Below are 25,345 nucleotides of genomic sequence, written 5' to 3' on the forward strand. Positions count from 1 at the left end.
AAGGTCTTGTTGTGTTTAATTAAGCAAAAAGCCAAGTTCCTTTAAAGCAGCTTCTGCTGCATCTAACTTATCTTCGTTTTCAGCTTCTAGCGTATGAAGATGTGTGCCTTCTGTTAATTCAAGTAAATAAGGTGCATTTTTTGATTCAACATTTTGAATAAAGTTATGAACATCATGACGGTCACTCACCATAACGGATGCTTCAATTTCACCGTATATCGGATGCTCAACCATGACGTTTTTAACGGTTACACCCTGGTCAACAATGGCTTCTAATTCTGCCTGTGTATCCTCAGGATTATGTTTACATGCCACAATGCGTTTAGCTTTTGATTCTTGCTCGTTGGTATTTAGCAACATATAACCTTGACTCGTTGCCATAATTGCATAATTTTGTGCTTTTAATAAGGATATGTCTTGGACGATTACTTGCCTGCTGACCCCAGCACGTTTAGCTAATTCACTACCTTTAATTGGTTGCCCCTCATTTTTAAGCCAGTTTGATATCGCTTCTCTTCTTTCTTTACCAATTAATTTATTTGCCATCGGTTACACCTCAATTATTAATCATAGCTCTAGTGTATAAAGAATTATGGTAAAAATCAATTTTAGTTGTTTAATCTTTCAATTCGCTCTATGAATTAATCAACTTTTTCTTTTTTGTTTCATAGGCTATAAACAGGTTTATAGTAAAGTTTTTTATAGAAAGGAGTATATATGTGAAGATTCATATCGTGCAAAAAGGAGATACGTTGTGGAAGTTAAAGAAAAAGTATAATGTGGAATTAAATCAATTGAAAGAGATGAATCAACATCTTAGTCACTTTGACATTCTAATACCAGGCATGAAATTGTATATACCTGTTGAAAAAAAGACAAAACAAACAGAAGCAACCGTCAACCAGAAGAAAAACGTACGTGATGATCATAATAAACGAGCTATTCATTACGTGATTGAAGAAGATGAAAACTTAGGACAGGAAAGAATCATTCAAGACGATCCAAAAGAAATCAATTTTCCCCCTCTAGTGTCTTTACCTGCCTTACCAGCTATTACATTTCAACAAGAAAATAGAGAAGAAATGACTCAATTTTCACCAACTCACACACAACAGAATCAATTATATCATCCTCGTCCGAAGCATCAATATCCATATAGGTCGTATCCTTATCGACCATATGATATGCCGTATTACATGCAGTCACACATTTATTAATAGCGTTTAATGAATAAGTTGATCGAATAAGCATATAAGGATTGAATAGGGAAATGATTTGCATCTCTTTGTCAGATACGTGATAATAAATTATAAACCTTATAATGACGGAGGGAATTTCGATCATGCAGAAAAAAATAGACAAACTTGTTGAATGGTTGCAAAATCAAGTAAAAGAGGCTAATGTCAAAGGCTTAGTTGTTGGAATAAGTGGTGGTATTGATTCAGCTGTTGTCACACATCTGATTAAGCGTGCAATGCCAGAACATAGCTTAGGTGTTATGATGCCATGTAAAAGTAATCCATCAGATTTAGAAGATGCTAAAAAAGTTGTGGAAAGTGCTGAGATTGATCATGTAACTGTTGATCTAACAAAGACACATGATACGTTATTTAATACAATTACAGGTGTATTGACTAGTGAGTCCATTCACCATGAAGAACAAGATCAATTAGCAGATGCTAACTTAAGAGCGAGATTAAGAATGAGTACACTTTATACGATTGCAACAAATCATCAGTATCTAGTTGTAGGGACAGATAATCAAGCAGAATGGTATACAGGGTACTTCACGAAATATGGAGATGGTGGTGTTGATATTGCGCCGCTTATTCATTTAACAAAAGGTGAAGTGAGAGAAATGGCTCAACATTTAGGTGTACCAAATTCAATCATCGAGAAGAAACCAAGTGCAGGGTTATGGGAAGACCAAACAGATGAAAATGAGATGGGCACAACGTATCATTATATTGATAAGTATTTAAAAGGGGAGTCCGTCCCTGAAAAAGACCAAGAAATTATTGAACGAATGCATAAGCGATCTGCCCATAAACGTAATGGTATTACGATACCGCCTAAATAAAATGTAAGGAAGCGTTTCAATTTTTTAGCTGTTTATGGTAAGATAAACGCAGTAAAAACTGACGCAGTTATTGTGGAAAGGAGAAACACTTATGGCAGGACATTCTAAATGGAAGAATATTCAACGTAGAAAAAATGCTCAAGATGCAAAACGCGGAAAAATTTTTATGAAAGCAGCTAAAGATATTTATGTAGCAGCAAAAGAGGGTGGACCTGATCCTGAAATGAATCCTGCTCTTAGACTGGCAGTTGATAAAGCGAAAGCTAGTAATATGCCTAATGAGAATATTGATCGTGCGATTAAAAAGGCCACAGGTAATTTAGATGGAGTTAGTTATGATGAAGTTGTATACGAAGGATACGGACCGGCGGGTTCTGCTGTTATGGTTGAAATATTAACAGATAATAAGAATCGTGCAGCATCAGATGTACGTCATGCTTTCACTAAAAGTGGTGGAAACTTAGGGGAAAATGGCTGTGTATCATTTATGTTTAATCGTAAAGGTTATTTAGTTATAGATCGATCAACGACAGATGCTGATGAAGATTCTGTTATGCTTGATGTGCTTGAGGCAGGCGCAGAAGAAATGGAAACAACCGAAGACGCATTTGAAATCTTTACTGAGCCTGAAGTGTTTAAAGACGTTAAAGAAGCACTAGAAGAAGCAGGGTATACACTTGATACAGCAGAGGTAACCCAAATTCCAACAACGTATTCTCAACTGGAAGAAGATGACAAAGACAAGATGGAAAAGTTGATTGACCGACTAGAAGATTTAGAAGATGTTCAAGAAGTTTATCACAATGCAGAGTTAGATAGTGAATAACTGAATAAGGAGATTTGTTCAATGGCTTTGATGAATGATGAGTCCCATGAACACTCTAAAGAAACACAAAATCAATTGAGAGCGATTCAGATTCTAGATGCGTTTACAGAAGCAAAAGATGTCTATGTGATTATATTTAAAACAAAAAATAACCCAATAACGAAAGAGATGGCTTTTAATCGAGTTATGCCTTTATCTGATGAAGGTTATCTCATCTCAATGCATAGTGAATGGATTTGTCATGGTATGTATTATGAACAAAAACAGTCCATTCAATTAATGCGTGATGAAATTATTGAAGTCTATCAAAAAGATAAAAATGAATATGATTTTATTGTCTATACCGACTAAGTAAGGTCGGTATATTTTTTGTGTGCTGCAAACGGAGAAAAGTTAAAAAGCCAAACGCTATAAAAACTAGGCGAACATACGATTGTATGATAAACTGTGACTAGAAAGTTAGCGTATTGATGAATAAGGAGAGATTAGAACGTGATAGCATTTATTCGAGGTCAATTAATCGAGATAACCGATACAGTTGCCATTGTAGACGTCAATGGTGTGGGGTACGAAATTGCGTGTGCCAATCCATATGACTTTCAAAGTCACTTGAATGAATCGGTTTTTATTTATACATATTATCACGTCCGTGAAGATGCCCATATACTTTACGGATTTAAAGATAGTAAGCAAAAAGAATTGTTTAGTCATGTTTTAAATGTCTCAGGGATTGGTCCCAAAGGCGCTTTATCCATTATTTCGCATGTAACGGTTGATCATTTTGTGAATGCGATCGAAAATGAAGATGAAGCGTTTTTGACGAAATTTCCTGGAGTTGGAAAAAAGACCGCAAGACAAATGATTTTAGATCTAAAAGGAAAATTACCATTTCAAACGGTCGCAACAGAAGAAGCATTACCAGTTAAGACGAGTGGAGCCGATTTTACAAAAGAAACGGTACTGTCTGAAACCGTTGAGGCATTGGAGACATTGGGGTATAAAGATCGAGAAATCCGCACGGTTCTTCCACAACTTAAAAAGAGTGATTCAACCGATACAGATCGTTTAATAAAAGAAGCATTGGCACTATTGATGAAGGGATAAGAGGTGAGTTTAATGGAAGATCGTATGATCTCAGGTGAGCAAACAGAACAAGAAGAGATAATCGAATTAAGTTTAAGACCGGATAAGTTAGCTCAATACATCGGCCAAAACACCGCCAAAGAAAACTTATCCATCTTTATCGAAGCAGCTAAATTGAGAGATGAACCGTTAGATCATGTTTTACTATATGGCCCTCCTGGTTTAGGGAAGACGACATTGGCATCCATTATTGCAAATGAGATGGGCGTTCAATTCAGGACAACCTCTGGCCCTGCCATTGAACGGTCGGGTGATTTGGCGGCTATTTTATCGTCACTTGAAGCAGGTGATGTATTATTTATTGATGAGATTCACCGATTACCAAGAGCAGTAGAAGAGGTTTTGTATCCAGCTATGGAAGATTTTTGTTTAGATATTGTCATTGGAACAGGATCAACAGCTCGATCCGTTCGCTTAGATTTACCTCCTTTTACACTAGTAGGAGCGACGACTAGAGCGGGTCTTCTATCGGCACCGCTTCGTGACCGGTTTGGCGTGTTAAGTCGTTTGGAATATTATGATGTTGCCTCATTAACTGAAATTGTGGAGCGTACAGCGACGATATTCGATGTTGAAATTGACCAAGAAGCGGCCGTAGAAGTCGCTAGAAGATCGAGAGGTACACCACGTATTGCCAACCGTTTATTAAAGCGTGTACGAGATATCTCGCAAGTGCAAAGGGAAAAGGCCATCAGTATGAGGACAACCCAAAAAGCGTTAGAAATGTTACAAGTTGATCAGACCGGACTTGACCATATTGATCATAAATTGCTATTATCAATTATTGATTCATTTCAAGGAGGACCTGTTGGACTTGATACATTATCTGCAACAATAGGAGAAGAATCACAAACGATCGAAGATGTGTACGAGCCGTTTTTATTACAAGAAGGGTTTATCCAACGGACACCTAGAGGAAGAATAGCGACAGATAAAGCATTTAATCACTTCGGTCGCTCTAAAAATGATGAATCCAGTTAAGGATTAGAAAAGAAAGGCGTTTACGATGAAAATAGAAGATTTTGATTTTGAATTACCAGAAGATTTAATTGCACAAACTCCCTTAAAAGATCGATCATCCTCACGTCTTTTAGTGATGAATCGACAAGAGCAATCAATTGAACATCAACGATTTGCACAAATAGAAAGTTACTTAAAACGGGGCGATTGTCTTGTTTTAAATAATACAAAAGTTCTTCCAGCTCGTTTGTACGGTGTTAAACAAGATACAGGTGGTAAGGTTGAATTGTTATTGTTACACCAAAGAGAAAATGATGAGTGGGAAGTGCTCGTTAAGCCTGCGAAAAAAGTGAAAGAAGGTACTGTGATCGAATTTGGGGATGGTCGTTTACGTGCCACTTGTACAGAGATACAAGCCCATGGTGGTCGTGTTGTAACATTTGATTATAAAGGTATTTTTCTAGAGGTTTTAAATGAACTAGGTGAAATGCCACTTCCTCCTTACATTAAAGAGCAATTGGACGACCAAGATCGCTATCAAACTGTTTATGCTGAAGAAGAAGGATCAGCAGCCGCTCCAACGGCTGGGCTGCACTTCACGGAGGAATTGTTAGACCGACTGAAATATAAAGGTGTAGATATTGCGTTTGTTACCTTACATGTCGGCTTAGGAACGTTTAGACCCGTGAGTGTCGATGATATTGAAAAGCATGATATGCACGCTGAGTTTTATCATGTATCAGAAGAAGCGGCAGAGCAGATTGAAGAGACAAAGAAAAGTGGCGGACGTATTATATCAGTCGGTACAACGTCGATCCGAACGTTAGAAACGGTTGCTTCACTAAATGAAGGAAAAGTTGTACCATCAAGTGGATGGACATCAATCTTTATTTACCCACCCTACACATTTAAGGTTGTTGATGGGCTAATTACAAATTTCCATTTGCCTAAATCAACATTAATGATGCTTGTTAGTGCATTTGCGTCGCGTGATTTTATTATGGAAGCTTACCAAGCGGCTATTGACGAAAAGTATCGATTTTTCAGTTTTGGAGATGCGATGTTTATTATTTAACTATATTTAGTAGGAAGAGGGTTGAGAATGGCTAGTGTAACATATGAATTAATTAAAACGTGTAAACAAACGGGTGCACGATTAGGGCGTGTTCATACGCCACACGGATCGTTTGAGACACCCGTCTTTATGCCTGTTGGCACGTTGGCAACAGTGAAAACAATGAGTCCAGAAGAATTAAAAGAAATCGGTGCGGATATTATATTATCCAATACGTATCATTTATGGTTACGACCAGGTGAAGATATTGTTAAAGAAGCGGGTGGACTCCATAAATTTATGAATTGGGACGGGTCAATATTAACCGATTCAGGCGGTTTTCAAGTGTTTAGCTTAAGTGACTTGCGTGATATTGAAGAAGAAGGGGTTCATTTTAGAAATCACATTAGTGGTGAAAAGCTATTTTTATCACCAGAAAAAGCAATGCAAATCCAAAATGATTTAGGCCCTGATATTATGATGGCATTTGATGAATGTCCGCCATATCCAGCTGAACATAAATATATGAAGGATTCGGTTGAAAGAACAAGCCGCTGGGCTGAACGTTGTTTGAATGGACATAAGCGTCCTAATGATCAAGGTTTGTTTGGTATTGTACAAGGTGGCGAGTATGAAGATTTAAGAAAACAAAGTGCTAAAGATTTAACATCACTTGATTTTCCAGGATACGCGATTGGTGGTTTATCAGTTGGTGAACCCAAAGATGTGATGAATCGTGTGCTTGAATTTACAACACCGTTATTACCGACTCAAAAACCGCGTTACTTAATGGGCGTTGGATCCCCTGATTCCTTAATTGATGGTGCGATCCGTGGTGTGGACATGTTTGATTGTGTATTACCAACAAGAATTGCAAGAAATGGTACTTGCATGACATCACAAGGGCGTTTAGTTGTGAGAAATGCTAAGTTTGCTCGTGATTTTTCACCGCTTGATCCAAATTGTGAGTGTCATACGTGTCGAAATTATTCACGAGCATATATCAGACACTTAATAAAAACAGACGAAACGTTCGGATTAAGACTTACCACTTATCATAATCTATATTTTTTGGTAAACTTAATGAAGCAGGTTCGTGAAGCGATTAAAGCTGATCGACTTGGTGATTTCAGAGAAGCATTCTTTGAACAATATGGTTTCAATAAACCTAACGCAAAAAACTTTTAGAAAGGAGAGATTCTAAGTGGAACTACTAGTCGGATTATTTCCGTTTATTGTAATGGCATTGGTATTTTACTTCTTGCTTATTCGTCCTCAACAAAAGAGACAAAAAGCTGTTAATGAAATGCAAGCCAATTTACAAAAAGGCGATCACATTATAACAATAGGTGGTATGCACGGTCACGTCGATGCGATTGATGAGGATACGGTCATTATTGAAGTTCATGATGGTCAAAAACTTACATATGATCGTTCATCGATTAAGCAAGTTGTGAATGAATCATAAAACAAATGGAAACGAACCTTTTGGAGTTAAAGAATACTTCAGAAGGTTCATTTTTTTAATTTGTGAACGGACAGATTTGAACAATCTGTGAACGAACCCTCTCATATGTTTACTATTTCACATAATGTTAGTATGATTAGTAAGTGTGTAAATTTGTATTTGTTTAAGAGAGGAGTTTTTATATGGATCAGTTAGTCCAGCAAGTTGAAAGTTTACAATTATTAAATCATGTCTTACTATCATTATTTCTATTGGTTCCAATGGTATTAATTGCAAGAACTGTTGTAGCGGGGACGCGTTATTCACCTATATTAATCATTGTTATTTTTGGTCTAGCTATGGGGTTTATACTCGTAGTGAGTGACTTAGCAGAACCAGGGTTACAAGCGTTTCCTGTCATTGATTTAATTTCAAAAACGACAAGCGTTGCCCTTCTTGTCACATTCTTTGTAGGTGGACAAGAAATTCGGAAGATCTTCGGGAACAAAGTGGGCGCAACGAAAGATTTGCTTATCCACAATGAAGAAGAGGCTGTTTTAGGTACGACACGTACTCAAATGGTATTAATTGTGCGTTCATTCTTCCTACTTATCGGTGTTGAAGCAATGAGTCGCTTAATTTTAGGATTAGATGGAGGTCCTTTATCAAATTATTACCCAATTATGGCTTATTTAGGTATTGTAGCCTCGATTATCTTAATTGATAGCAAAGCAAAAATTTTAGAAAAGCCGCTATATATCCGAAAAGGTATGTTAGAAATTATTGTTCTTATCGGTATTTCAATTATTGCCTTTCATCTTTCAGAACTTGTACATAATATCGTTGCGCTTCCTTCTATCTTTTTCGGAATGGTGATCTCAACGTTACTGGGTGTATATGCTTATAGCTATGTATTTGGACCAACGATAAAAGCGTTATTATTCGCTGGTATTCCGGTCGTCTTAGCTGGTAACTTTATGGTAGGTGGTTCGAGAATCATTGAAGTATTTGAAATGGACGGTTCAGCTGCTGTATTAGGTTATGGGTTCTTTGGCCAAGCGTTTTGGATGTTCGGTGGTATGGCGCTTATGATTTACTTCGGGAAAACAGCTGCAGTTAGAAACCTTGCACCAGGTATGGCAGGTGCGTTAAGTCATACGGGTTTAACTGGTGCATGTACAGCAGGGGATTTAGGTAAGCGAGCAGCTAACAGAGCTCCGATGCTTGTTAATATCCCATTTGCTATGCATATCTTTGTTTTCTCTACATTAGCGGTTAGTTATGAGAGAGGTTCATTATTAATGATTCCTGCTGTCATTATGGTCGCAATTGGCTTTGCTTTACTCGTTATGGGTCTTAGAAATATGAAAGTACCTGGTAATGATGACCGCGCTGAGATGAAATCCCTTCTTCAGTTTGGTTTTGGTTGGCAACTTATTGCTATATTCGGTGGATTAGCCGTACTTGATTTAAGTGGGATGGCAGTTGATTTTGCTGCTATGGCAAAAGCATCAGCGATTAGTCACTTTGGTCTTTTTGCTGGTGTACAAGAGGGAATGTTTGGTGCTGAGGCTGCTGGGTTAATTACCTTCACATTCTCTATGACATTCCTTGTTCACCCATTTGTATTTTATATGTTTGGTAAGGCGATGGAGAATAACGAAGAGATGCCTAAAACGCCAGTTTATGTTTTAGCCATAGTCGGTTTGATTGGTATTCTTTCTTCACTTCTTTTCCTATAAGTTTAAAAAAGCAGCTCACGATGAATGAGCTGCTTTTCTTATGGTGATTTGTACACCTATAATACCGCCTGTTGTTGAAAATAGTGTTAAGATCAGATAGTGATACACATACTCCCAGCTTAAAGGGAAGTCACTGACCTGATGTTGATAAATAAAAAGGATAAAGCTATAAGCAATGGTCAAAAGGCACCCTAACAACCATCCTCTTTTTTGTCCAATATATCCAGCGATGCCACCAGCACCTAAAAATATAACATAATTCATATATCGTATGATGATGTCTACATTGCTCTCTTTCAGGTCAACAAATTGAAGTAATCCTGCCAAAAAAGCACTCATAATCAGATGAGTGATGAGAATAGCACCCATACTTAATAAAATTGCGTTGATACTTCGTTTCATATCATCCCTCTTTTCATTCATTTGTCCTTATATGTATGATTCAGGTTGTCCATTTAGACGTCTGAACTGAGAGATAAGTGGTTATAGTGATAAAAAGAGAGAAGGGACTTATGTACATGGGTGTGATTGTTTTACGAACATTTATTATCTATGGATTTGTTGTTTTGTTTTTTAGAATGATGGGAAAGCGCGAAATTGGTGAAATTAGTTTATTTGATATTGTGATTTTTATGATGATGGCTGAGATTGCGGCACTTAGTTTAGAAAATGCTGATAAGCCTATGTTTCATTCAGTTCTACCCATGTTTTTGCTCGTTATGATTCAACGATTAATGGCTTTTTTCTCATTAAAAAGTAAAAAATTTAGAGATGCATTTGAAGGGAAGTCATCTTTAATTATTTATAATGATCGAATTGATGATGTAGAGATGAAAAAACAACGTTATAATTATGATGATTTAATGCAACAATTGCACGAAAAAGGAGTAAAGGCGATTCAAGATGTTGAATATGCCATTTTAGAGCCGTCAGGTAAATTGTCTGTGTTTGCCAAAGAGTCGCCCATCTCGATTGGTTATGTCTATTTACTAATCACAGATGGCGACCTTCAAAATGATGAATTAAAAAGGTTACAAAAGACGGTGGATTGGTTGAGAGACGAATTAAGTCAACTCGGTTACGATGATTTAAATAGCATTACTTATTGCACGTATGACCAAGGCGGGCAATGGTTTGTTCATCTAAAACAGACAAATTAATCACGATACAACATTGTCAACTCTTGAAATGACATGATTCTAAAACTAAGCAGCAGTATCAGATAGACTGAAGAGCTAAAAAGAACGGTTATAATCGTTGATAAGATTGGAGAAACGATTAATGACAGGGATTGATTTAAAAAAGAGGTTAAACTGAAAATAAAGACAACTGTCAGGATCATCTTCACAATATATGAAAACTTTAATTTAAACTGTGTTAATTTTTTTATGCTAGCATAATGAAGAACTGTTGTTAATGTTGCGCTTAAGCAAATGGCGATACTAACACCTGCAATACCCATTGTTGGTTGTGAGGCTAGAATAATGAGTACCACGTACTTAACACAAGTAGCGATTAAGGTGTTGTACATGGCGACATGCGCATAATCAAGTGCTTGTAAGGTTGCATTTAAAGGAAATTGAATATAAATAAATAGAGAAAAGGGCACCATCGTTTTAATAAAAAACGTCGCATCGGTATTTTGGTACATGATATTTAATAAGGGTTCTGCAAATATAAATAAAAGAACGGCTACATAAGCGCTTGTTCCAAAAGTAAAACGGATCGATTGTTCAATGCGATGATGGATCGCTTTTATATTTTGTTTAGCGTGCGCCTCACTAATGCTGGGAAGAAGTGCCATGGCTAATGCGTGGGTCATAAATGTCGGAAAGAGTAATAGAGGCAGAGCATATCCTGTCAAAATTCCGTATTGTTTAATAGCTTGTACAGAGGAAATGCCTGCCCATTTTAGACTGTGAGTAACAAGGATGGGCTCAAGAAAGTGTGAAATACTACTAATGAACCGACTGCCTGTACTAGGAAGCGCAACGTTAAATAACTTTTTAATAAGAGTCAGAGAATCGTGTTCAAATTTTTTATGTGTTGTTGCGTGATGGTCTAACTTTTGTTGTTTATGAAGTGACGTTAATAAGAAGAGTAATGCACTTATCTCTCCTAGAATTGTAGACAAAATAGCGCCCATTGCAGCAAACTCGATCCCGTATGGAAGTAATAAATGAACACAAAAGCTGACAGTACCAATACGAATTACTTGCTCTAAAACTTGAGCATAGGCTTGAGGTTTCATATTTTGCAAACCTTGAAAGTATCCTTTTAATACAGCGGATACTGCCGTGATTGGTATAATCGGTAACATGGTAATGATAAGCAAATAGCTTCTTTCATCTCTAAGTAAAACAGTCGCTATGAATTCTGCGCAAAATAATAACGTCACAATTGTGACTAGACTGAATCCAATTGTGATAATGAGTGCTAAGTATAGTGTTTTTTTAATCAATGATGTTTGATTGAGGGCATGAGCTTCTGACACTCGCTTTGAAATAGCAAGTGGTATGCCAAATTGAGAGACTGTATACACTAAAAATAATGTCGGTAATACCATATTGAAAAGTCCGATACCTTCCTCTTCAATTAACCGAACGAGTATAATCCGGTTAACAAACCCAAGTAGTCGAGTGATGAGTCCGGCTACGATTAAGATGATCGTACCTTTTAAAAAAGATTGTTTTGTCATAATTTATAAATCCTGCCTTCTCAAAGATTTAAAATTCGGATACAATGATTATATGTGGACAATTGTGATTTAGATGACTTATTACATAAATTTAATTTGATTATGAGGAGGAAAGATGATGGAAACTAGACATGTTCAGGATTGGAAAACATCTGTTGATCGTGTTATCGTAAGTAAGGCTGAAGAATTACAGACATATGGGTATGATGAAGCAAGCCCTAAAATGGTTTGGGAATGTCTTCTCGCTAAAGTTTGGAAAGATCAACGTGAGTTAAGGCTTTATCAAGTCGTTGAAGATATCCTTCATTTAGATGGTCATGTATTTATGAGTTACTTGTCGAATCAAAATTATCAAGACAATGATGACTTAATGGCTTCTATACTGGGCGTTACGCACTCACAAGATACAATTAATTAAAGACGATTTTTTAAAAAGATAGCTCTACAAGAGTAGGGCGAGGAGGAACGTGTACATATGGTGAAAAAAAATAGGCTCATTGCCTTTTTTATTATTTTATTGACATTAGGAACAGTGCTGGCTACGACATCACTCGACCGCGCTGAAGAATTAAGATTAGGTTTAGATTTACAAGGTGGGGTAGAAATCCTCTATGAAGTCGAACCTGCATCTGATGACCAAGAAATCACAACGAATGTATTAGAAGCAACCGTTCAATCACTAAGAGAGCGTGTGGATGTTTTAGGGGTAAGTGAACCGAACTTCACAATTGAAGAGCCGAATCGGATTCGTGTTCAACTAGCTGGGATTGAAAACGAGGATGAAGCACGTGAAATGTTACAAACTTCAGCTGAGTTAACGTTTCGTGATGTTGAAGATAACAAATATCTTGATGGTTCAGACTTAGTTGAAGGTGGAGCCCGTCAAGACTTTGATCCGAATACAAACCAACCGATTGTTTCCATTCAACTTCAAGATGGTCAGCAGTTTGGTGATGTGACGCGAGAGATACTTGAAGATGAATCATTATCAAACCAACTCGTCATTTGGTTAGATTATGAAGAAGGGGATTCATTCCAAGAAGAAGTACAGGAAGAGGATCCGAAGTTCATCTCGGCACCTCAAATTAGAGACGTATTAGAAACTCAAAATGTTCAAATTGATGGTGGTTTCACCGTTCAATCAGCACAGCAATTAGCTGATATTTTAAATGCAGGATCTTTACCTGTTGATTTAAATGAAGAATATTCTCAATCTGTTAGTGCACAGTTTGGGCTAGATGCTTTAAACGAAACAGTATTTGCAGGCGCGATCGGTATTTTATTTATCTTTATATTTATGATCGCTTATTATCGGTTCCCTGGTTTTATATCTGTTGTCACATTAAGTCTATATATCTATTTAGTCATTGTTGTCTTTGGATGGATGAATGGTGTGCTAACGCTCCCTGGTATAGCGGCACTTATTTTAGGTGTTGGGATGGCTGTTGACGCCAATATCATCACTTATGAACGAATGAAAGAAGAGCTCAGAACTGGCAAGACGATGATTGCTGCATATAAAGCGTCAAATACAAACTCATTATCGACGATTATTGATGCTAATGTGACAACATTGATTGCTGCAACGGTTTTATTTATCTTTGGTACAAGTTCAGTACAAGGGTTTGCAACATTACTAATTGTTAGTATTGTCCTCAGCTTTATTACAGCTGTCTTTATTTCTAGGTTCTTGCTCGGTCTATGGATTAAGAGTCGATTCCTTAATAATAAATATCGTTGGTTTGGATTGAATCCGAACAAAGTACAAGACATTGCTGATTCAACACCTATTGAACCAAAAGTGTTCGGTCGACGTTTTGATTTCGTTCAACACCGCAAGAAGTTCTTTACAGCATCTTTATCACTTATTGTATTAGGTATGATTTTCTTAAGTACGATTGGCTTAAACTTAAGTATTGACTTTACAAGTGGTTCAAGAATTGAAATTGACACACAAGAAGAAATCGATGAAGATGTTTTAATCGATCAATTTGAAGAAGTTGATCTGGAAGTATCCAATTTGTCATTTGCGGGAAGCGAAAATGAAATTGCGATTGCTAGAATTGATGAACAACTCAGTCAAGAACGAGTGGCAGAAGTACGTTCTCATTTTAATGATCTATATGACACTGAGGCAAGTATTAATACAGTGAGTCCAATTGTCGGACAGGAATTAGCACGAAATGCCATTCTTTCTGTGATCTATGCTTCGATCTTTATTGTCATATATGTGACAATAAGATTTGAATTCTATTTTGCGTTAACGGCGATTGGGGCTCTCTTGCATGATGCATTCTTTATTCTTGCAATATTTAGCCTCACACAAGTTGAATTTAATGTGACGATTATCGCGGCCATATTAACGATTGTCGGGTATTCAATCAATGACACGATTGTTACCTTTGATCGAATACGAGAGAATTTAAAGATCAAGCAACGTGTTCGCTCATTTGAGCAGTTAAAAGAAGTTGTTAATGATAGTTTAATGCAAACTTTAGCAAGAAGTATCAATACAGTAATAACGGTTATATTTGCAGCGCTATGTCTCTATATATTTGGCGCACATGCAATTACTAGCTTTTCATTCGCACTTGTGATTGGATTATTCGCCGGCATGTATTCTTCGCTTTTCATTGCTGCACAAGTCTGGCTTGTGTGGAGAGGGAGAACCATTGCTGAGAAACCAATCGTTTATCAAGAGAAAAAGCGAAATGATGGTCCACAAGTTTAATGTTAATCATAGACGGCTGGCTTAATATGAGTCAGTCGTCTATTTTTGTTTGAATATGTTGATTAAGTGGTAAATAGAACTATAATTGAATTAATGAGGTGATAGGATGAAGGGACAAGTTTATATTATTTCCGCACTAACTTTTGCATTAATTATTGCTATTTTTGCTGTCATTAATGTTGACGCTGTTGAAGTGAACTATTTGTTTACACAAAGTGAATCTCCTTTAATACTCGTGATTCTTGTATCGGCACTTTTAGGTGGTTTGATTACGGGTGGTTTCGGTATTTACCACTTAATCGGGATTCGAAAGAAAGTAAGACGATTAGAGGAAGAGAATTTAAATTTACGAATGAACCAATCACTTGAAGAGTCAACTGAAGAAGAGGACGCTCAAGAAGTTGAGGTTCTGGATGGCGAGCAATCCGTTTAACGAATAACTTTATTTGAACCCCCTGTGCCACTCTTGTATAATGGGTGAGTCAGGGGTGAATTTATGTTAAAAAACCGAATGAAGTGGAATTTTTTAAATCACGATCGTGATCTGCCAATCATTGATCAACTTTTAGAAAATCGACAGATTAATGATTCAATAGATAAAGAACAATTTTTAAACCCATCACTGGATCACTTAAACAATCCAGAAATGATGGATGGAATGAATATAGCAAAGGTGCGTATTGAAGAGGCAATTGAAAATGGCGAAAGCATTTTAGTTTTTGGTGATTATGATGCTGATGGTGTTACAGCAACAACACTCTTAGTCGAAACATTAAATGAATTGGGTGCGATGTGTGATTATTACATACCGAACCGTTTCACCGAAGGATATGGGCCCAATCCAAACGCATTTAAAGAAGCGAAACAACAAGGGTTCGATCTCATTATTACAGTTGATACAGGCATCGCAGCTGTTGAATCGGCGAGTACTGCTAAAGAATTAGGTTTGGATCTCATTATTACTGATCACCACGAGCCACAAGAAGAACTGCCAGAGGCATTGGCCATTATTCATCCTAAATTATCACCCGAGTATCCTTTTAACGAATTAGCGGGTGTCGGGGTTGCATTTAAACTGGCTCATCACTTACTTGGGTATTTCCCTCATCAGTTCTTAGATCTCGTTGCGATTGGGACAGTTGCTGACTTAGTCCCACTATTAGGGGAGAATCGAGTGTTGGTGCATCATGGTTTGCAAGGACTTAAAACGACGAAAAGACAAGGTCTAAAAGCATTAAAAGAAGTCATCGGCATAAAAGATGATGTGACTGAACAAGACATCGGATTTGGTATTGGACCTCGGTTAAATGCCGTCGGTCGATTACAAGCAGCCTATCCAGCTGTTGAATTGTTGTTAACAGATGATCCATCAGAAGCACAAAAAATAGCTTCAGAGATTCACTTGATAAATCAGGAACGTCAGGAAATTGTCACCGCGATTACTCAAGAGGCTGAAACGATCATAGAAGCCAATATCGAAAAGATGAAGCGAGTCATAGTCGTCGCAAAAGAAGGTTGGAATGAAGGGGTATTAGGTATTGTTGCTTCGAAACTTGTTCGCCACTATCAACGCCCCGTTATTTGTTTAACAATTAAACCGGAAGACCAAAAAGCTAAAGGGTCTGGGCGCAGTATACCGGCATTTGATTTATTCGAGAATGGAATGGAAATTAAACATTTATTTTTACAATTTGGTGGACACGCCCAAGCTGCGGGTATGTCACTTGAGATTGACCAAATTGATGCTGTAAGAGACTCACTCAACAAATTAGCAAAAGAGAAACTCTCAGATGATGATTATAAAGAACAACTTGATATTGATGCGACACTCTCCATTTCGTCTGTTGACCTGAACATTGTAGAGACGATTCAAAAATTAGCTCCGTTTGGGATGGGAAATCCAAAACCGATTTTTCACTTTAAAGGAACAACAAAATCGGTTAAGCAAATTGGTGCGAATAAAAACCATTTGAAGTTTGATTTAATCACTTCTAAAGAAGAACAAGGAATCTCAAGTGTTGCATTTGGCATGGGTGATTTAGTTAAATACCTGACACCAGAAACACCTATTGATGTATCGGCAAACTTAGAGATCAATGAATGGAACGGTATGAAGAAATCACAATTAATGATTAAAGATATTCTGATTGATGATTTTCAATTATTTGATTTTCGTGGCTCAAAGTTTTGGAAGTCTGAATTCAAGGAATTGAATGATGATAATGCTTTATTTGTTCGTTTCCAACCCTCTACGACAAGTGAGTTGTTTTCACTTATCGATGCGGATCAACTAAATGAACAACCAATACAATCAAAGATGGTTGTATTGGTTGATATGCCAAATGACTTATCAGAGATCAGTACGTTACTAAATACGATTCAACCTCAAAATATATTAGCTTGTTACTCAGTAGGAGATGATCATTTTCTAAATAGTTTTCCGACTCGAGATGATTTCAAATGGTTCTATGGCTTCTTAATGAAGAGAAAACGTTATTCAAAAGATCAAGATCGAAAGCTTATTCAACAGCATAAAGGCTGGAAAGAAGAAAAGATTGAATTTATAATTAACGTGTTTTATGACCTTAAATTTGTTACAATATTTAATGGAGTTGTACAACCCAATCAAGATGTGATTAAAAAAGATTTAACTGAATCTAATGTGTATCAAAATCGTTTAAAAGAACGTGAAGTACAAGAAGTGTTGTATTATTCTAATTATAATGAATTAAAAAAATGGCTAAAAAGCCAAGTGGAGCATAGTAGCTCCTCTGAGGAGGAAATCGCACATGGATTTTAAAAAGTATATTACAGTAGTAGAAGATTGGCCTAAAGAAGGTGTCAAATTTAAAGACATTACAACTTTAATGGATAATGGACCAGCATATAAAGCGGCAGTAGATGAAATTGTTCAGTATGCAAAAGAACAAGAAGTTGACCTTGTCGTTGGACCAGAAGCACGCGGATTTATTGTTGGCTGTCCTGTTTCTTACGCACTTGAAATCGGATTTGCACCTGTACGTAAAGAAGGTAAATTACCACGTGAAGTCATTAAAGTTGATTATGGTTTAGAATATGGAAAAGACGTATTAACGATTCACCGTGATGCGATTAAACCAGGTCAACGTGTCTTAATTACAGATGACCTTTTAGCAACAGGAGGTACAATCGAAGCGACCATTAAGCTTGTAGAACAACTGGGTGGTATTGTAGTAGGCTGTGCATTCTTGATTGAGCTCACATACTTGAATGGTAAAGACAAGTTAGAAGGCTATGATGTGTTAACGTTAATGCAGTATTAAGCAAAGTGAAGGGGCGCCTTATACTAAAGGTGCGCCTTCCTTTTTATCTGTCATTCGACAATTGTTGACGGAATTTGTTGAATTTACTTCAATAAATGTTATAGAATATAATGAATACATGTTATGATAAATAGCAACAAACCCCATTGTGTAATGGGAATGAGATGAATGTTTACAAGGATTAAGGTGGTTAACCATGGCTAAAGACAATTTATTGACGGCTCAGGACGTGATTGAAAAAACATCACACTATATGTCAGAAGAAGATCTTGCTTTTATTGAAAAAGCCTATAACTTCGCAAAAGAAGCGCATAGTGATCAATTCAGACGATCAGGAGAGCCATATATTATTCACCCTGTCCAAGTGGCAGGTATATTAGCTGATCTCGGATTAGATAAGGAAACAATCGCTAGCGGCTTTTTACATGATGTCGTTGAAGATACGGACTATACATTAGATGATTTAACGAAAAGATTTAATGAAGAAGTGGCCATGTTAGTCGATGGCGTTACAAAGCTAGGAAAGATCCGTTATAAATCAAAAGAAGCTCAGCAAGCGGAAAATCACCGCAAAATGTTCATTGCGATGTCAAAAGATATACGCGTCATTTTGATTAAGCTAGCAGACCGTGTTCATAATATGCGGACATTAAAACATTTACCACCTGAAAAGCAACGACGAATTGCAAATGAAACGTTAGAAATATTCGCTCCTCTAGCGCATCGACTCGGTATTTCAGCAATCAAGTGGGAATTAGAAGATACATCTTTGCGTTACCTTAATCCACAGCAGTATTATCGTATCGTGAATTTAATGAAGCAAAAGCGTGAAGAACGCGAACATTATATTGAAGAAGTGATGAATGAAGTTAAAAATCAGCTTGAAGATGTTGATATTGATGCTGAATTCTCAGGTAGACCGAAGCACTTATACAGTATTTATCGTAAAATGGTCTTACAAAACAAACAATTTAATGAAATTTATGACCTATTAGCCGTACGTATTATCGTTAATAGTATTAAAGATTGCTATGCTGTTTTAGGCATCATTCATACATGTTGGAAACCAATGCCTGGACGTTTTAAAGACTATATAGCGATGCCCAAACCGAACCTGTATCAGTCGTTGCACACAACAGTTATAGGACCTAAAGGCGCACCACTTGAAGTTCAAATTCGTACCCATGAGATGCATGAAATTGCTGAATATGGTATTGCCGCACACTGGGCATACAAAGAAGGAAAAAAACTCGGAACAGATAGTGAAAACTCAGAGGAGAAACTATCATGGTTTAGAGAAATCCTAGAATCCCAAAGTGAGACGAATGATGCCGAAGAATTTATGGAATCATTAAAAGTGGAATTATTCGCTGATTTAGTCTATGTATTTACACCAAAAGGTGATGTGATTGAATTACCTAAAGGTTCAGTTCCGATAGACTTTGCGTATAAAATACACACTGAAGTGGGTAATCACACAATTGGTGCTAAAGTGAATGGTAAGATGGAACCTCTTGATTATCAACTTAAGAATGGCGATATTATTGAAGTGATGACATCGAAACACTCTTACGGGCCATCACGTGATTGGTTAAGCATGACCCAAACCTCTCAGGCTAAAAATAAAATTAAACAGTTCTTTAAAAAACAGCAACGGGAAGAAAATGTTATTAAAGGTAAAGAATTAGTCGAAAAAGAACTGCGAAACAACGGTTACCAAGTGAAAGATGCATTAACAAATGAAAATCTAGAACGCGTAGCAGACCGGTTTAATTTTATTAGTGTGGATGATATGTATGCTGCCGTAGGCTATCAAGGTATTACAGCTTCACAAATTGCAACACGCTTAACTGATAAGCTTAGAAGAAAAGAAGAAAACCAAGAATTAGAAGAGACGATTGAGAATGTTCAACAAAAGACACAATCAAAACCAACGAAGCGTAAAGATTCTGGTGTTAAAGTAGAAGGTGTCGATAATCTATTAGTGCGTCTAGCTAAATGCTGTAACCCCGTGCCGGGTGATGACATTGTAGGGTTCATTACGAAAGGTCGAGGCGTCTCTGTGCATAGAAGAGACTGCCCGAATTTAAACGTGGATGGATTTGACCAACGTGCCCTTAATGTAGAATGGGAATCAAATAGCGCAAGCTCTAAACAGTATCATGTTGACTTAGAAATTTCAGGCTATGATCGTCGAGGATTACTAAACGATGTTTTACAATACGTGAATGAAATGGGAACGAATATTATTGCGGTGAGCGGTAAATCAGACCGTAATAAAATGGTTGTCATTCATTTAACATTATTGATTCATAACGTCAGTCATCTAAGACGGATCGTCGATCGCTTAAAACAGATTAAAGACGTTTATACAGTTGAACGTGTTGTACAGTAGAAGGTAAAAGGAGTCATAAAGAATGAAAGCAGTTATACAACGTGCCAAAAGAGGGAAGGTCACGGTTTCAGACCAAGTTGTGGGCTCAATTGAATCTGGACTGGTTGTACTTCTAGGCGTGACACATGATGATACATCTGAAGATGCTCAGTATTTAGCCAATAAAATTGTAAACTTACGCATCTTTGAAGATGAAGATCAAAAAATGAATAACTCATTACTAGACCAACAAGGTCAAGTTCTATCAATATCTCAATTTACATTGTACAGTGATACTAGAAAAGGGAGACGTCCTAATTTTATGGAAGCAGCTAAGCCAGATCAAGCCAAACAGTTGTATGAAACGTTCAATGATGCGCTTGGAGCTTTTGGTGTGGTGGTTGAAACGGGTGTGTTTGGTGAAATGATGGATGTTGAACTCGTAAATGATGGACCTGTTACGATTACAATTGATAGTGAACAAAGAAATTCGAAGTAATTATATTCATAGTTTTACATGCAAAATAAAAAACCTTTATTCTTCGCTCTTATGTGGGCGAATGAATAAAGGTTTTTTAATGTTTATAATAAATTTAAAGGTTTGTTCATGCTAATCAATATAGCAGATAATTGAGGGATAAGAAGTCGATAGGAGTTTAGATGGAGGTCTTGTATTGTATAAGATTGTGTAATACAATTATTTACAATAGAATGAAAGAATATTTTGGAATTTACATATTTGTAAGTGTGAAACAATATATATCAAATTGATCCTAAAGTAATTACTTACAAAAAATGTTATCTTATAGATTATGCTTTATATCGTTTAGAAACAGGCATGCTTTTATTCATCAGACTAAATATAAAGAAAGGGAGTTAGTTGTGTTAAAATCAAGATCAAAACTACTCGTTGTGAGTAGTATTTTGACATTGCTATATGGTTATATGTTATCTCCAAGTCCAGAAGAAGTTGCAGGCATACAAGCGTTTTTAGCCGTATTTATTATCTGGCCTGGATTCTTATTATTTCAATTTATTTGTTATGGTTTATTTAAAAACGATCAGAATCATAGTATTTATGTTGGGTTAATTCTTTTAAAGACAGCACTTTTTCTGATTCAACCTGTCAATTTTAACAAATAAAATGAATGATATAGCTTTTTATTTATCTATTTTGGTTATCTTTATCATTGATTTCCACATGATGACATTAGAGAATAAAATAAATATAAAAGAAATGACACTCTCAGTTGAAAAGAAAAATGCTGTAGTCGATCAATTTAACAATGCTTGGCTCTTAATTGGACCTGTTGTAATGTTATTTGCTTTATATTTTCAATTAAGTGAAGGAAATCATACATTGGTTATAACATTCAGTTTGTTTTACATCTTTTTATTTTTAAGAAAGTACAAGTCAAAAGGGAAGTTTGCTCTTATTCAATTGTGTGGTACTGTGTTTGTTTATACTTTATCAGTCAACAATAGCCCAGAAATATTAAAAGGGATCTTATTAATCGCTGCTTTATTTCTTTTGTATCAGATTAAAAAATCTATTTTTGAAAAAGAAAAACTGCTGGATTTAGTAGATTGAACGCTAATTATATATGTTTGTGAAATGGTTTTAGAAAGCGAGAGAGTGGTTGATCAATCTAAATTAAGGGAGTAATAACATGAAAAGCCTGAAATTAAACGTTATTTTTTTAGCTATTGGATTAGTCTTATTAGTTAGCCAGCTCATACTGCTTCTTGATGGACTGATCGGTTTTACTATCGCAACACTATCATTCTTTTTCATTTTCCTAGGTCTATTTTGGAAACAGAATCCAGTTAAAGTCATTATCATGATGCTAGATAATTTATTTTAATGATGTAACGTATTTGAACAGGTCTAAGTTAATTCTTCTATCAATTGAATAAATGCTATTTGCAACAAAAAGACAATTGCTTATATTAAGCAATTGTCTTTTTTTATCGTGAATTATTTACAATCTCTTAACAGTGAATTCATAGTGGCTTTATATTTGAACGTTATGATGTAATTGTGATCGAGATAGCGATCCAAAAATATAGCAATAAGGGGATGACATTCACATGAAACAGTTAAAGTTGAGTTTTTTATTGATGTTAGGATTTGTATTAATGGGCGTTTTAGTTGCTTGCCAAGATTCAAATGATGTAGAAGAAGCTGGTGCAGGTGATGCTGAAGAAACACAGGAAGAAACAACTGATGAAACGAGCGAAAGTGATCCAGAAGGTTATTTAGAAATAAGAGGTTCAGATACGATGGTTAACTTAGGTCAATCATTAGCTGAGCATTATATGGATACAAATCCAAACGCTGATTTATCGGTTACAGGTGGTGGATCTGGAACTGGAATTGCCGCAATGATCAATAATGAAATTGATGTTGCACAATCATCAAGAGCCATGACAGAAGAAGAAATTGAAGATGCAGAAAACAATGGTGCCCAGCCACTTGAATTTATTATTGGACAAGATGGATTAGCTGTTGCAACAAACAATGATAATCCAATTGAAGGCTTAACAGTTGACGAAATCAAGTCTATATTCGTTGGTGATATTACAGATTGGTCTGAATTAGGCTGGGATGATGGTGGAGAGATTACGGTCTATTCAAGACAATCGAACTCTGGTACCTACGTTTATTTTAATGAAAATATAATGGACGGAGAAGATTTTGCTGACGGTGCGATGTTTATGCCTGGTTCATCAGCTATTCGAGAAGCGGTAGAACAAGAAGCGAATGCGATCGGTTATATCGGAATCGGCTATATTGATGGTATTAATGCTCTAAATGTAGCAATAGATGAAGATCACGACTATGTGACACCTTTTGAAGAGTCTAACGTTGATGAAGGGATTTATCCAATCGCAAGACCCCTTTACTTCTATGTGAACGGAGAACCTGATGGTTTGATGTTCGATTACTTGAAGTGGGTCTTACAAGATGAAGACGCAGATGATGTTCGTCATGATACAGGCTTCTATCAAATCGGAAATGATTATCAAGACCAAAACGTAAATACTTTCGATTATTTAGGGATTGAGTGGTAAAAAAGTTATTAAGAGATGGTCTGAGTATTAGACCATCTCTTAAAACCATTAAATAGATAAAAAGAATTGAGGTGCTTATATGGAGGGGGAAACTCACGAAGCAGTTGAGAACAAGTCTGTTTCAAATCATTTAAAACAGCGTTCACTCAAAACAAATATAGTTGATGTTTTAATTGAAAAGATGTTTTTCTTATTTGGCATGATGGCTGTTGTTGTTTTGATGTTAATTTTGTATTTTTTAGTAAGAGAATCGCGGGATGCGTTAGTTGAAGTGGGGATCTTAGAATTCTTGACCGGTACACGCTGGTATCCATCATCACCACAAGGCGCTGGATATGGTGCATTACCATTCATATTCGGTTCGTTTATGGTTACAATCGGTGCTCTTGTCATTTCAGTACCGTGGGGTGTTTTTACAGCTATATTCATTGCTGAGATAGCCCCTAAAAGAGTACGTGAAGTTTTAAAACCTGTTGTTGAGATTTTAGCAATTTTTCCTTCTGTCATATTAGGTTTTATTGCCTTAGTTGTTATTTCACCCATTGTGGCTAATGTATTTGGTTTAACGAACGGGCTCAATGCATTAACTGCTTCAATCATTTTAGGTGTGATGTCATTACCAACGATTATTAGTATTTCTGAAGATGCACTAAAAAGTGTTCCAAAAGATTACCGTGAGGCTGCTTATGCTTTAGGTGCAACGAAATGGGAAACCATTAAAATTGTAATCTTTCCAGCAGCTAAATCAGGTATTACAGCAGGAATCATGTTAGGGTTTGGCCGTGCTGTTGGTGAAACAATGGCCGTACTAATGGCAGCAGGTAATGCTATTGATCTCCCTTTAACTGAAATCTTTGGTGTTCATTTGCCCAATTATTTAACGTCTGTTAGAACATTAACAGCTAATATAGCAATTGAAGGTTCAGATGTCCCTTGGGGAAGCTTGCACTATAGTTCACTATTTGTGATCGCGCTTATATTATTTGTGATTACATTCATTGTGAATATGGGTGCTGATTTACTAATAACGAGACAAAGGAGAAAGATCAAAAATGACTAAAAAGATATCTCAGAGATTTTGGTTTGCTTTTTCTGGCTTGTTTGCCTTTTTAACATTGATCACGCTAGGATTTCTCCTTTTCTCAATTATTCGAGAAGGAATCAGTGTGATTAGCTGGTCATTCATTACAGAACCACCAAGATCAAATATGACTGAAGGGGGCATTTGGCCTGCTTTAGTTGGGACGATTTATGTATCATCATTAACTATATTTATTTCTGTACCTGTAGGTATAGGGGCAGCGATTTATTTAAATGAATATGCTAAACAAGGTGTGATCGTACGTATTATTCGACTAAGCATTCGAAATTTAGCTGGTGTGCCATCCATTGTATATGGTTTATTTGGATTAGCGATTTTCGCTTCAACACTCAGAATAGGTGTGGGTCTATTAACAGCGGCTATCACATTATCCATTATGGTACTCCCGTGGGTTATTACCGCATCTGAAGAATCACTAAAAGCTGTTCCAGACTCATTTAGAGAGGGTGGACTTGCTTTAGGTGCAACGAAATGGCAAATGATTCGCCACTTAGTGTTACCTTCAGCCATACCAGGGATGGCAACAGGAGCCATTCTAGGGTTAGCGAGAGCGGCTGGAGAGACGGCACCCATTATTTTAACGGGCGCAGCTTATTTTTCAAGAAATTTACCATCAAGTTTATCTGACAGTTTTATGGCGTTACCTTATCACCTTTATATATTGGCAACTCAACACGCACAGACAGCTACTGTACGCCCGATAGCCTATGGTACAGCCTTTGTATTGATTTTATTAGTCGTTATTTTAAACTTGTTTGCGATTATGATTCGGAATTATTACCGTCGTCAAAATGAGTATTTGTAAAAAATT

27 protein-coding genes are annotated in these 25,345 nt (G+C 36.5%); 24 read left to right on the forward strand and 3 right to left on the reverse strand.

Annotation, left to right across the window (positions count from 1 at the left end; all coding sequences use genetic code 11):
* Nucleotides 1–15 precede the first annotated feature (15 nt).
* Entirely contained in the window at nucleotides 16–546 is a 531-nt protein-coding gene (locus BLR62_RS05350; RefSeq protein WP_090794252.1) for a transcription repressor NadR, read from the reverse strand.
* A 173-nt stretch (nucleotides 547–719) separates the two neighbouring features.
* Between BLR62_RS05350 and BLR62_RS05355 the strand changes: the two genes are divergently transcribed.
* The 10 genes from BLR62_RS05355 (at nucleotide 720) to BLR62_RS05400 (ending at nucleotide 9,252) form a co-directional block, all read left to right on the forward strand.
* A complete protein-coding gene (locus tag BLR62_RS05355; protein ID WP_090794256.1) occupies nucleotides 720–1,217 on the forward strand; it encodes a LysM peptidoglycan-binding domain-containing protein in 498 nt (165 codons plus the stop codon).
* Between the two features lie 125 nt (nucleotides 1,218–1,342).
* Nucleotides 1,343–2,080, forward strand: a complete 738-nt coding sequence (gene nadE, locus BLR62_RS05360) for an NAD(+) synthase (protein WP_090794259.1) — start codon at nucleotides 1,343–1,345, stop codon at nucleotides 2,078–2,080.
* Between the two features lie 91 nt (nucleotides 2,081–2,171).
* Nucleotides 2,172–2,906: a YebC/PmpR family DNA-binding transcriptional regulator gene (locus BLR62_RS05365; RefSeq protein ID WP_090794262.1), complete on the forward strand. Its 735-nt coding sequence runs from the start codon at nucleotides 2,172–2,174 to the stop codon at nucleotides 2,904–2,906.
* 21 nt (nucleotides 2,907–2,927) lie between these two features.
* Entirely contained in the window at nucleotides 2,928–3,257 is a 330-nt protein-coding gene (locus tag BLR62_RS05370; RefSeq protein ID WP_090794267.1) for a hypothetical protein, read from the forward strand.
* Between the two features lie 141 nt (nucleotides 3,258–3,398).
* Nucleotides 3,399–4,010, forward strand: coding sequence for a Holliday junction branch migration protein RuvA (ruvA, locus tag BLR62_RS05375; RefSeq protein ID WP_090794271.1), 612 nt, complete (start codon nucleotides 3,399–3,401; stop codon nucleotides 4,008–4,010).
* Between the two features lie 12 nt (nucleotides 4,011–4,022).
* Nucleotides 4,023–5,030, forward strand: a complete 1,008-nt coding sequence (gene ruvB, locus BLR62_RS05380) for a Holliday junction branch migration DNA helicase RuvB (RefSeq protein ID WP_090794273.1) — start codon at nucleotides 4,023–4,025, stop codon at nucleotides 5,028–5,030.
* 25 nt (nucleotides 5,031–5,055) lie between these two features.
* Entirely contained in the window at nucleotides 5,056–6,084 is a 1,029-nt protein-coding gene (gene queA, locus BLR62_RS05385; RefSeq protein WP_090794276.1) for a tRNA preQ1(34) S-adenosylmethionine ribosyltransferase-isomerase QueA, read from the forward strand.
* Between the two features lie 27 nt (nucleotides 6,085–6,111).
* Nucleotides 6,112–7,251 carry a tRNA guanosine(34) transglycosylase Tgt gene (gene tgt, locus BLR62_RS05390; protein WP_090794279.1) on the forward strand — a complete coding sequence of 380 codons (1,140 nt, stop codon included), beginning with the start codon at nucleotides 6,112–6,114 and terminating at the stop codon, nucleotides 7,249–7,251.
* Nucleotides 7,252–7,267: 16 nt separating this feature from the next.
* Nucleotides 7,268–7,531: a preprotein translocase subunit YajC gene (gene yajC, locus BLR62_RS05395; protein WP_090794281.1), complete on the forward strand. Its 264-nt coding sequence runs from the start codon at nucleotides 7,268–7,270 to the stop codon at nucleotides 7,529–7,531.
* Nucleotides 7,532–7,713: 182 nt separating this feature from the next.
* Nucleotides 7,714–9,252 (forward strand): hypothetical protein, encoded by a 1,539-nt coding sequence (locus tag BLR62_RS05400; protein ID WP_090794284.1) that lies wholly within the window; start codon nucleotides 7,714–7,716, stop codon nucleotides 9,250–9,252.
* Between the two features lie 15 nt (nucleotides 9,253–9,267).
* Here BLR62_RS05400 and BLR62_RS05405 read toward each other — a convergent pair whose 3' ends face one another.
* A complete protein-coding gene (locus BLR62_RS05405; protein WP_176759221.1) occupies nucleotides 9,268–9,654 on the reverse strand; it encodes a TIGR04086 family membrane protein in 387 nt (128 codons plus the stop codon).
* A 116-nt stretch (nucleotides 9,655–9,770) separates the two neighbouring features.
* Here BLR62_RS05405 and BLR62_RS05410 point away from each other — a divergent pair, with 116 nt between their 5' ends.
* Nucleotides 9,771–10,412, forward strand: a complete 642-nt coding sequence (locus BLR62_RS05410) for a DUF421 domain-containing protein (RefSeq protein ID WP_090794291.1) — start codon at nucleotides 9,771–9,773, stop codon at nucleotides 10,410–10,412.
* Here BLR62_RS05410 and spoVB read toward each other — a convergent pair.
* Nucleotides 10,409–11,950, reverse strand: a complete 1,542-nt coding sequence (gene spoVB / locus BLR62_RS05415) for a stage V sporulation protein B (RefSeq protein ID WP_090794294.1) — start codon at nucleotides 11,948–11,950, stop codon at nucleotides 10,409–10,411. The genes BLR62_RS05410 and spoVB overlap by 4 nt on opposite strands.
* A gap of 118 nt (nucleotides 11,951–12,068) precedes the next feature.
* Between spoVB and BLR62_RS05420 the strand changes: the two genes are divergently transcribed.
* The 13 genes from BLR62_RS05420 to pstA all read left to right on the forward strand — a co-directional run bounded on the left by BLR62_RS05420 (nucleotide 12,069) and on the right by pstA (nucleotide 25,339).
* Nucleotides 12,069–12,368 (forward strand): post-transcriptional regulator, encoded by a 300-nt coding sequence (locus BLR62_RS05420; protein ID WP_090794296.1) that lies wholly within the window; start codon nucleotides 12,069–12,071, stop codon nucleotides 12,366–12,368.
* A 57-nt stretch (nucleotides 12,369–12,425) separates the two neighbouring features.
* Complete coding sequence (secDF, locus tag BLR62_RS05425; protein WP_090794300.1) at nucleotides 12,426–14,681, forward strand: protein translocase subunit SecDF; 2,256 nt, start codon at nucleotides 12,426–12,428, stop codon at nucleotides 14,679–14,681.
* Nucleotides 14,682–14,787: 106 nt separating this feature from the next.
* The gene (locus BLR62_RS05430; RefSeq protein WP_090794303.1) at nucleotides 14,788–15,114 is read left to right on the forward strand and encodes a LapA family protein; all 327 of its coding nucleotides are present in this window, start codon (nucleotides 14,788–14,790) and stop codon (nucleotides 15,112–15,114) included.
* A 63-nt stretch (nucleotides 15,115–15,177) separates the two neighbouring features.
* Nucleotides 15,178–17,481 (forward strand): single-stranded-DNA-specific exonuclease RecJ, encoded by a 2,304-nt coding sequence (gene recJ / locus BLR62_RS05435; RefSeq protein ID WP_090794306.1) that lies wholly within the window; start codon nucleotides 15,178–15,180, stop codon nucleotides 17,479–17,481.
* Nucleotides 17,471–17,983 carry an adenine phosphoribosyltransferase gene (locus BLR62_RS05440; protein WP_090794309.1) on the forward strand — a complete coding sequence of 171 codons (513 nt, stop codon included), beginning with the start codon at nucleotides 17,471–17,473 and terminating at the stop codon, nucleotides 17,981–17,983. The genes recJ and BLR62_RS05440 overlap by 11 nt, the downstream gene beginning before the upstream one ends.
* Before the next feature lie 196 nt (nucleotides 17,984–18,179).
* Nucleotides 18,180–20,378, forward strand: coding sequence for a RelA/SpoT family protein (locus BLR62_RS05445; protein WP_090794311.1), 2,199 nt, complete (start codon nucleotides 18,180–18,182; stop codon nucleotides 20,376–20,378).
* A gap of 22 nt (nucleotides 20,379–20,400) precedes the next feature.
* Entirely contained in the window at nucleotides 20,401–20,856 is a 456-nt protein-coding gene (gene dtd, locus BLR62_RS05450; RefSeq protein WP_090794314.1) for a D-aminoacyl-tRNA deacylase, read from the forward strand.
* A gap of 383 nt (nucleotides 20,857–21,239) precedes the next feature.
* Nucleotides 21,240–21,500 carry a hypothetical protein gene (locus tag BLR62_RS05455; protein WP_090794318.1) on the forward strand — a complete coding sequence of 87 codons (261 nt, stop codon included), beginning with the start codon at nucleotides 21,240–21,242 and terminating at the stop codon, nucleotides 21,498–21,500.
* A 1-nt stretch (nucleotide 21,501) separates the two neighbouring features.
* Nucleotides 21,502–21,948 (forward strand): hypothetical protein, encoded by a 447-nt coding sequence (locus BLR62_RS05460; RefSeq protein ID WP_218119754.1) that lies wholly within the window; start codon nucleotides 21,502–21,504, stop codon nucleotides 21,946–21,948.
* A gap of 79 nt (nucleotides 21,949–22,027) precedes the next feature.
* Nucleotides 22,028–22,222 carry a hypothetical protein gene (locus BLR62_RS05465; protein ID WP_090794323.1) on the forward strand — a complete coding sequence of 65 codons (195 nt, stop codon included), beginning with the start codon at nucleotides 22,028–22,030 and terminating at the stop codon, nucleotides 22,220–22,222.
* A gap of 226 nt (nucleotides 22,223–22,448) precedes the next feature.
* Entirely contained in the window at nucleotides 22,449–23,432 is a 984-nt protein-coding gene (locus BLR62_RS05470) for a phosphate ABC transporter substrate-binding protein (protein ID WP_245719401.1), read from the forward strand.
* 79 nt (nucleotides 23,433–23,511) lie between these two features.
* Nucleotides 23,512–24,492 (forward strand): phosphate ABC transporter permease subunit PstC, encoded by a 981-nt coding sequence (gene pstC, locus BLR62_RS05475; RefSeq protein ID WP_176759223.1) that lies wholly within the window; start codon nucleotides 23,512–23,514, stop codon nucleotides 24,490–24,492.
* A complete protein-coding gene (gene pstA / locus BLR62_RS05480; RefSeq protein WP_090794325.1) occupies nucleotides 24,485–25,339 on the forward strand; it encodes a phosphate ABC transporter permease PstA in 855 nt (284 codons plus the stop codon). Before pstC ends, pstA begins: the two co-directional genes overlap by 8 nt.
* The last annotated feature ends 6 nt before the right edge of the window (nucleotides 25,340–25,345 follow it).

This window comes from Pelagirhabdus alkalitolerans (genome assembly GCF_900096905.1).
GTDB classification, from domain to species: domain Bacteria; phylum Bacillota; class Bacilli; order Bacillales; family Amphibacillaceae; genus Pelagirhabdus; species Pelagirhabdus alkalitolerans.

What these genes read in the sequence shown, in the direction of transcription:
- BLR62_RS05350 (WP_090794252.1), bottom strand. Translation starts at nt 546, where the DNA reads ATGGCAAATAAATTAATTGGTAAAGAAAGAAGAGAAGCGATATCAAAC.
- nadE (WP_090794259.1), top strand. Translation starts at nt 1,343, where the DNA reads ATGCAGAAAAAAATAGACAAACTTGTTGAATGGTTGCAAAATCAAGTA.
- BLR62_RS05365 (WP_090794262.1), top strand. Translation starts at nt 2,172, where the DNA reads ATGGCAGGACATTCTAAATGGAAGAATATTCAACGTAGAAAAAATGCT.
- BLR62_RS05370 (WP_090794267.1), top strand. Translation starts at nt 2,928, where the DNA reads ATGGCTTTGATGAATGATGAGTCCCATGAACACTCTAAAGAAACACAA.
- ruvB (WP_090794273.1), top strand. Translation starts at nt 4,023, where the DNA reads ATGGAAGATCGTATGATCTCAGGTGAGCAAACAGAACAAGAAGAGATA.
- queA (WP_090794276.1), top strand. Translation starts at nt 5,056, where the DNA reads ATGAAAATAGAAGATTTTGATTTTGAATTACCAGAAGATTTAATTGCA.
- tgt (WP_090794279.1), top strand. Translation starts at nt 6,112, where the DNA reads ATGGCTAGTGTAACATATGAATTAATTAAAACGTGTAAACAAACGGGT.
- BLR62_RS05400 (WP_090794284.1), top strand. Translation starts at nt 7,714, where the DNA reads ATGGATCAGTTAGTCCAGCAAGTTGAAAGTTTACAATTATTAAATCAT.
- BLR62_RS05405 (WP_176759221.1), bottom strand. Translation starts at nt 9,654, where the DNA reads ATGAAACGAAGTATCAACGCAATTTTATTAAGTATGGGTGCTATTCTC.
- BLR62_RS05410 (WP_090794291.1), top strand. Translation starts at nt 9,771, where the DNA reads ATGGGTGTGATTGTTTTACGAACATTTATTATCTATGGATTTGTTGTT.
- spoVB (WP_090794294.1), bottom strand. Translation starts at nt 11,950, where the DNA reads ATGACAAAACAATCTTTTTTAAAAGGTACGATCATCTTAATCGTAGCC.
- BLR62_RS05420 (WP_090794296.1), top strand. Translation starts at nt 12,069, where the DNA reads ATGGAAACTAGACATGTTCAGGATTGGAAAACATCTGTTGATCGTGTT.
- secDF (WP_090794300.1), top strand. Translation starts at nt 12,426, where the DNA reads ATGGTGAAAAAAAATAGGCTCATTGCCTTTTTTATTATTTTATTGACA.
- BLR62_RS05430 (WP_090794303.1), top strand. Translation starts at nt 14,788, where the DNA reads ATGAAGGGACAAGTTTATATTATTTCCGCACTAACTTTTGCATTAATT.
- recJ (WP_090794306.1), top strand. Translation starts at nt 15,178, where the DNA reads ATGTTAAAAAACCGAATGAAGTGGAATTTTTTAAATCACGATCGTGAT.
- BLR62_RS05440 (WP_090794309.1), top strand. Translation starts at nt 17,471, where the DNA reads ATGGATTTTAAAAAGTATATTACAGTAGTAGAAGATTGGCCTAAAGAA.
- BLR62_RS05445 (WP_090794311.1), top strand. Translation starts at nt 18,180, where the DNA reads ATGGCTAAAGACAATTTATTGACGGCTCAGGACGTGATTGAAAAAACA.
- dtd (WP_090794314.1), top strand. Translation starts at nt 20,401, where the DNA reads ATGAAAGCAGTTATACAACGTGCCAAAAGAGGGAAGGTCACGGTTTCA.
- BLR62_RS05460 (WP_218119754.1), top strand. Translation starts at nt 21,502, where the DNA reads ATGAATGATATAGCTTTTTATTTATCTATTTTGGTTATCTTTATCATT.
- BLR62_RS05465 (WP_090794323.1), top strand. Translation starts at nt 22,028, where the DNA reads ATGAAAAGCCTGAAATTAAACGTTATTTTTTTAGCTATTGGATTAGTC.
- BLR62_RS05470 (WP_245719401.1), top strand. Translation starts at nt 22,449, where the DNA reads ATGAAACAGTTAAAGTTGAGTTTTTTATTGATGTTAGGATTTGTATTA.
- pstC (WP_176759223.1), top strand. Translation starts at nt 23,512, where the DNA reads ATGGAGGGGGAAACTCACGAAGCAGTTGAGAACAAGTCTGTTTCAAAT.
- pstA (WP_090794325.1), top strand. Translation starts at nt 24,485, where the DNA reads ATGACTAAAAAGATATCTCAGAGATTTTGGTTTGCTTTTTCTGGCTTG.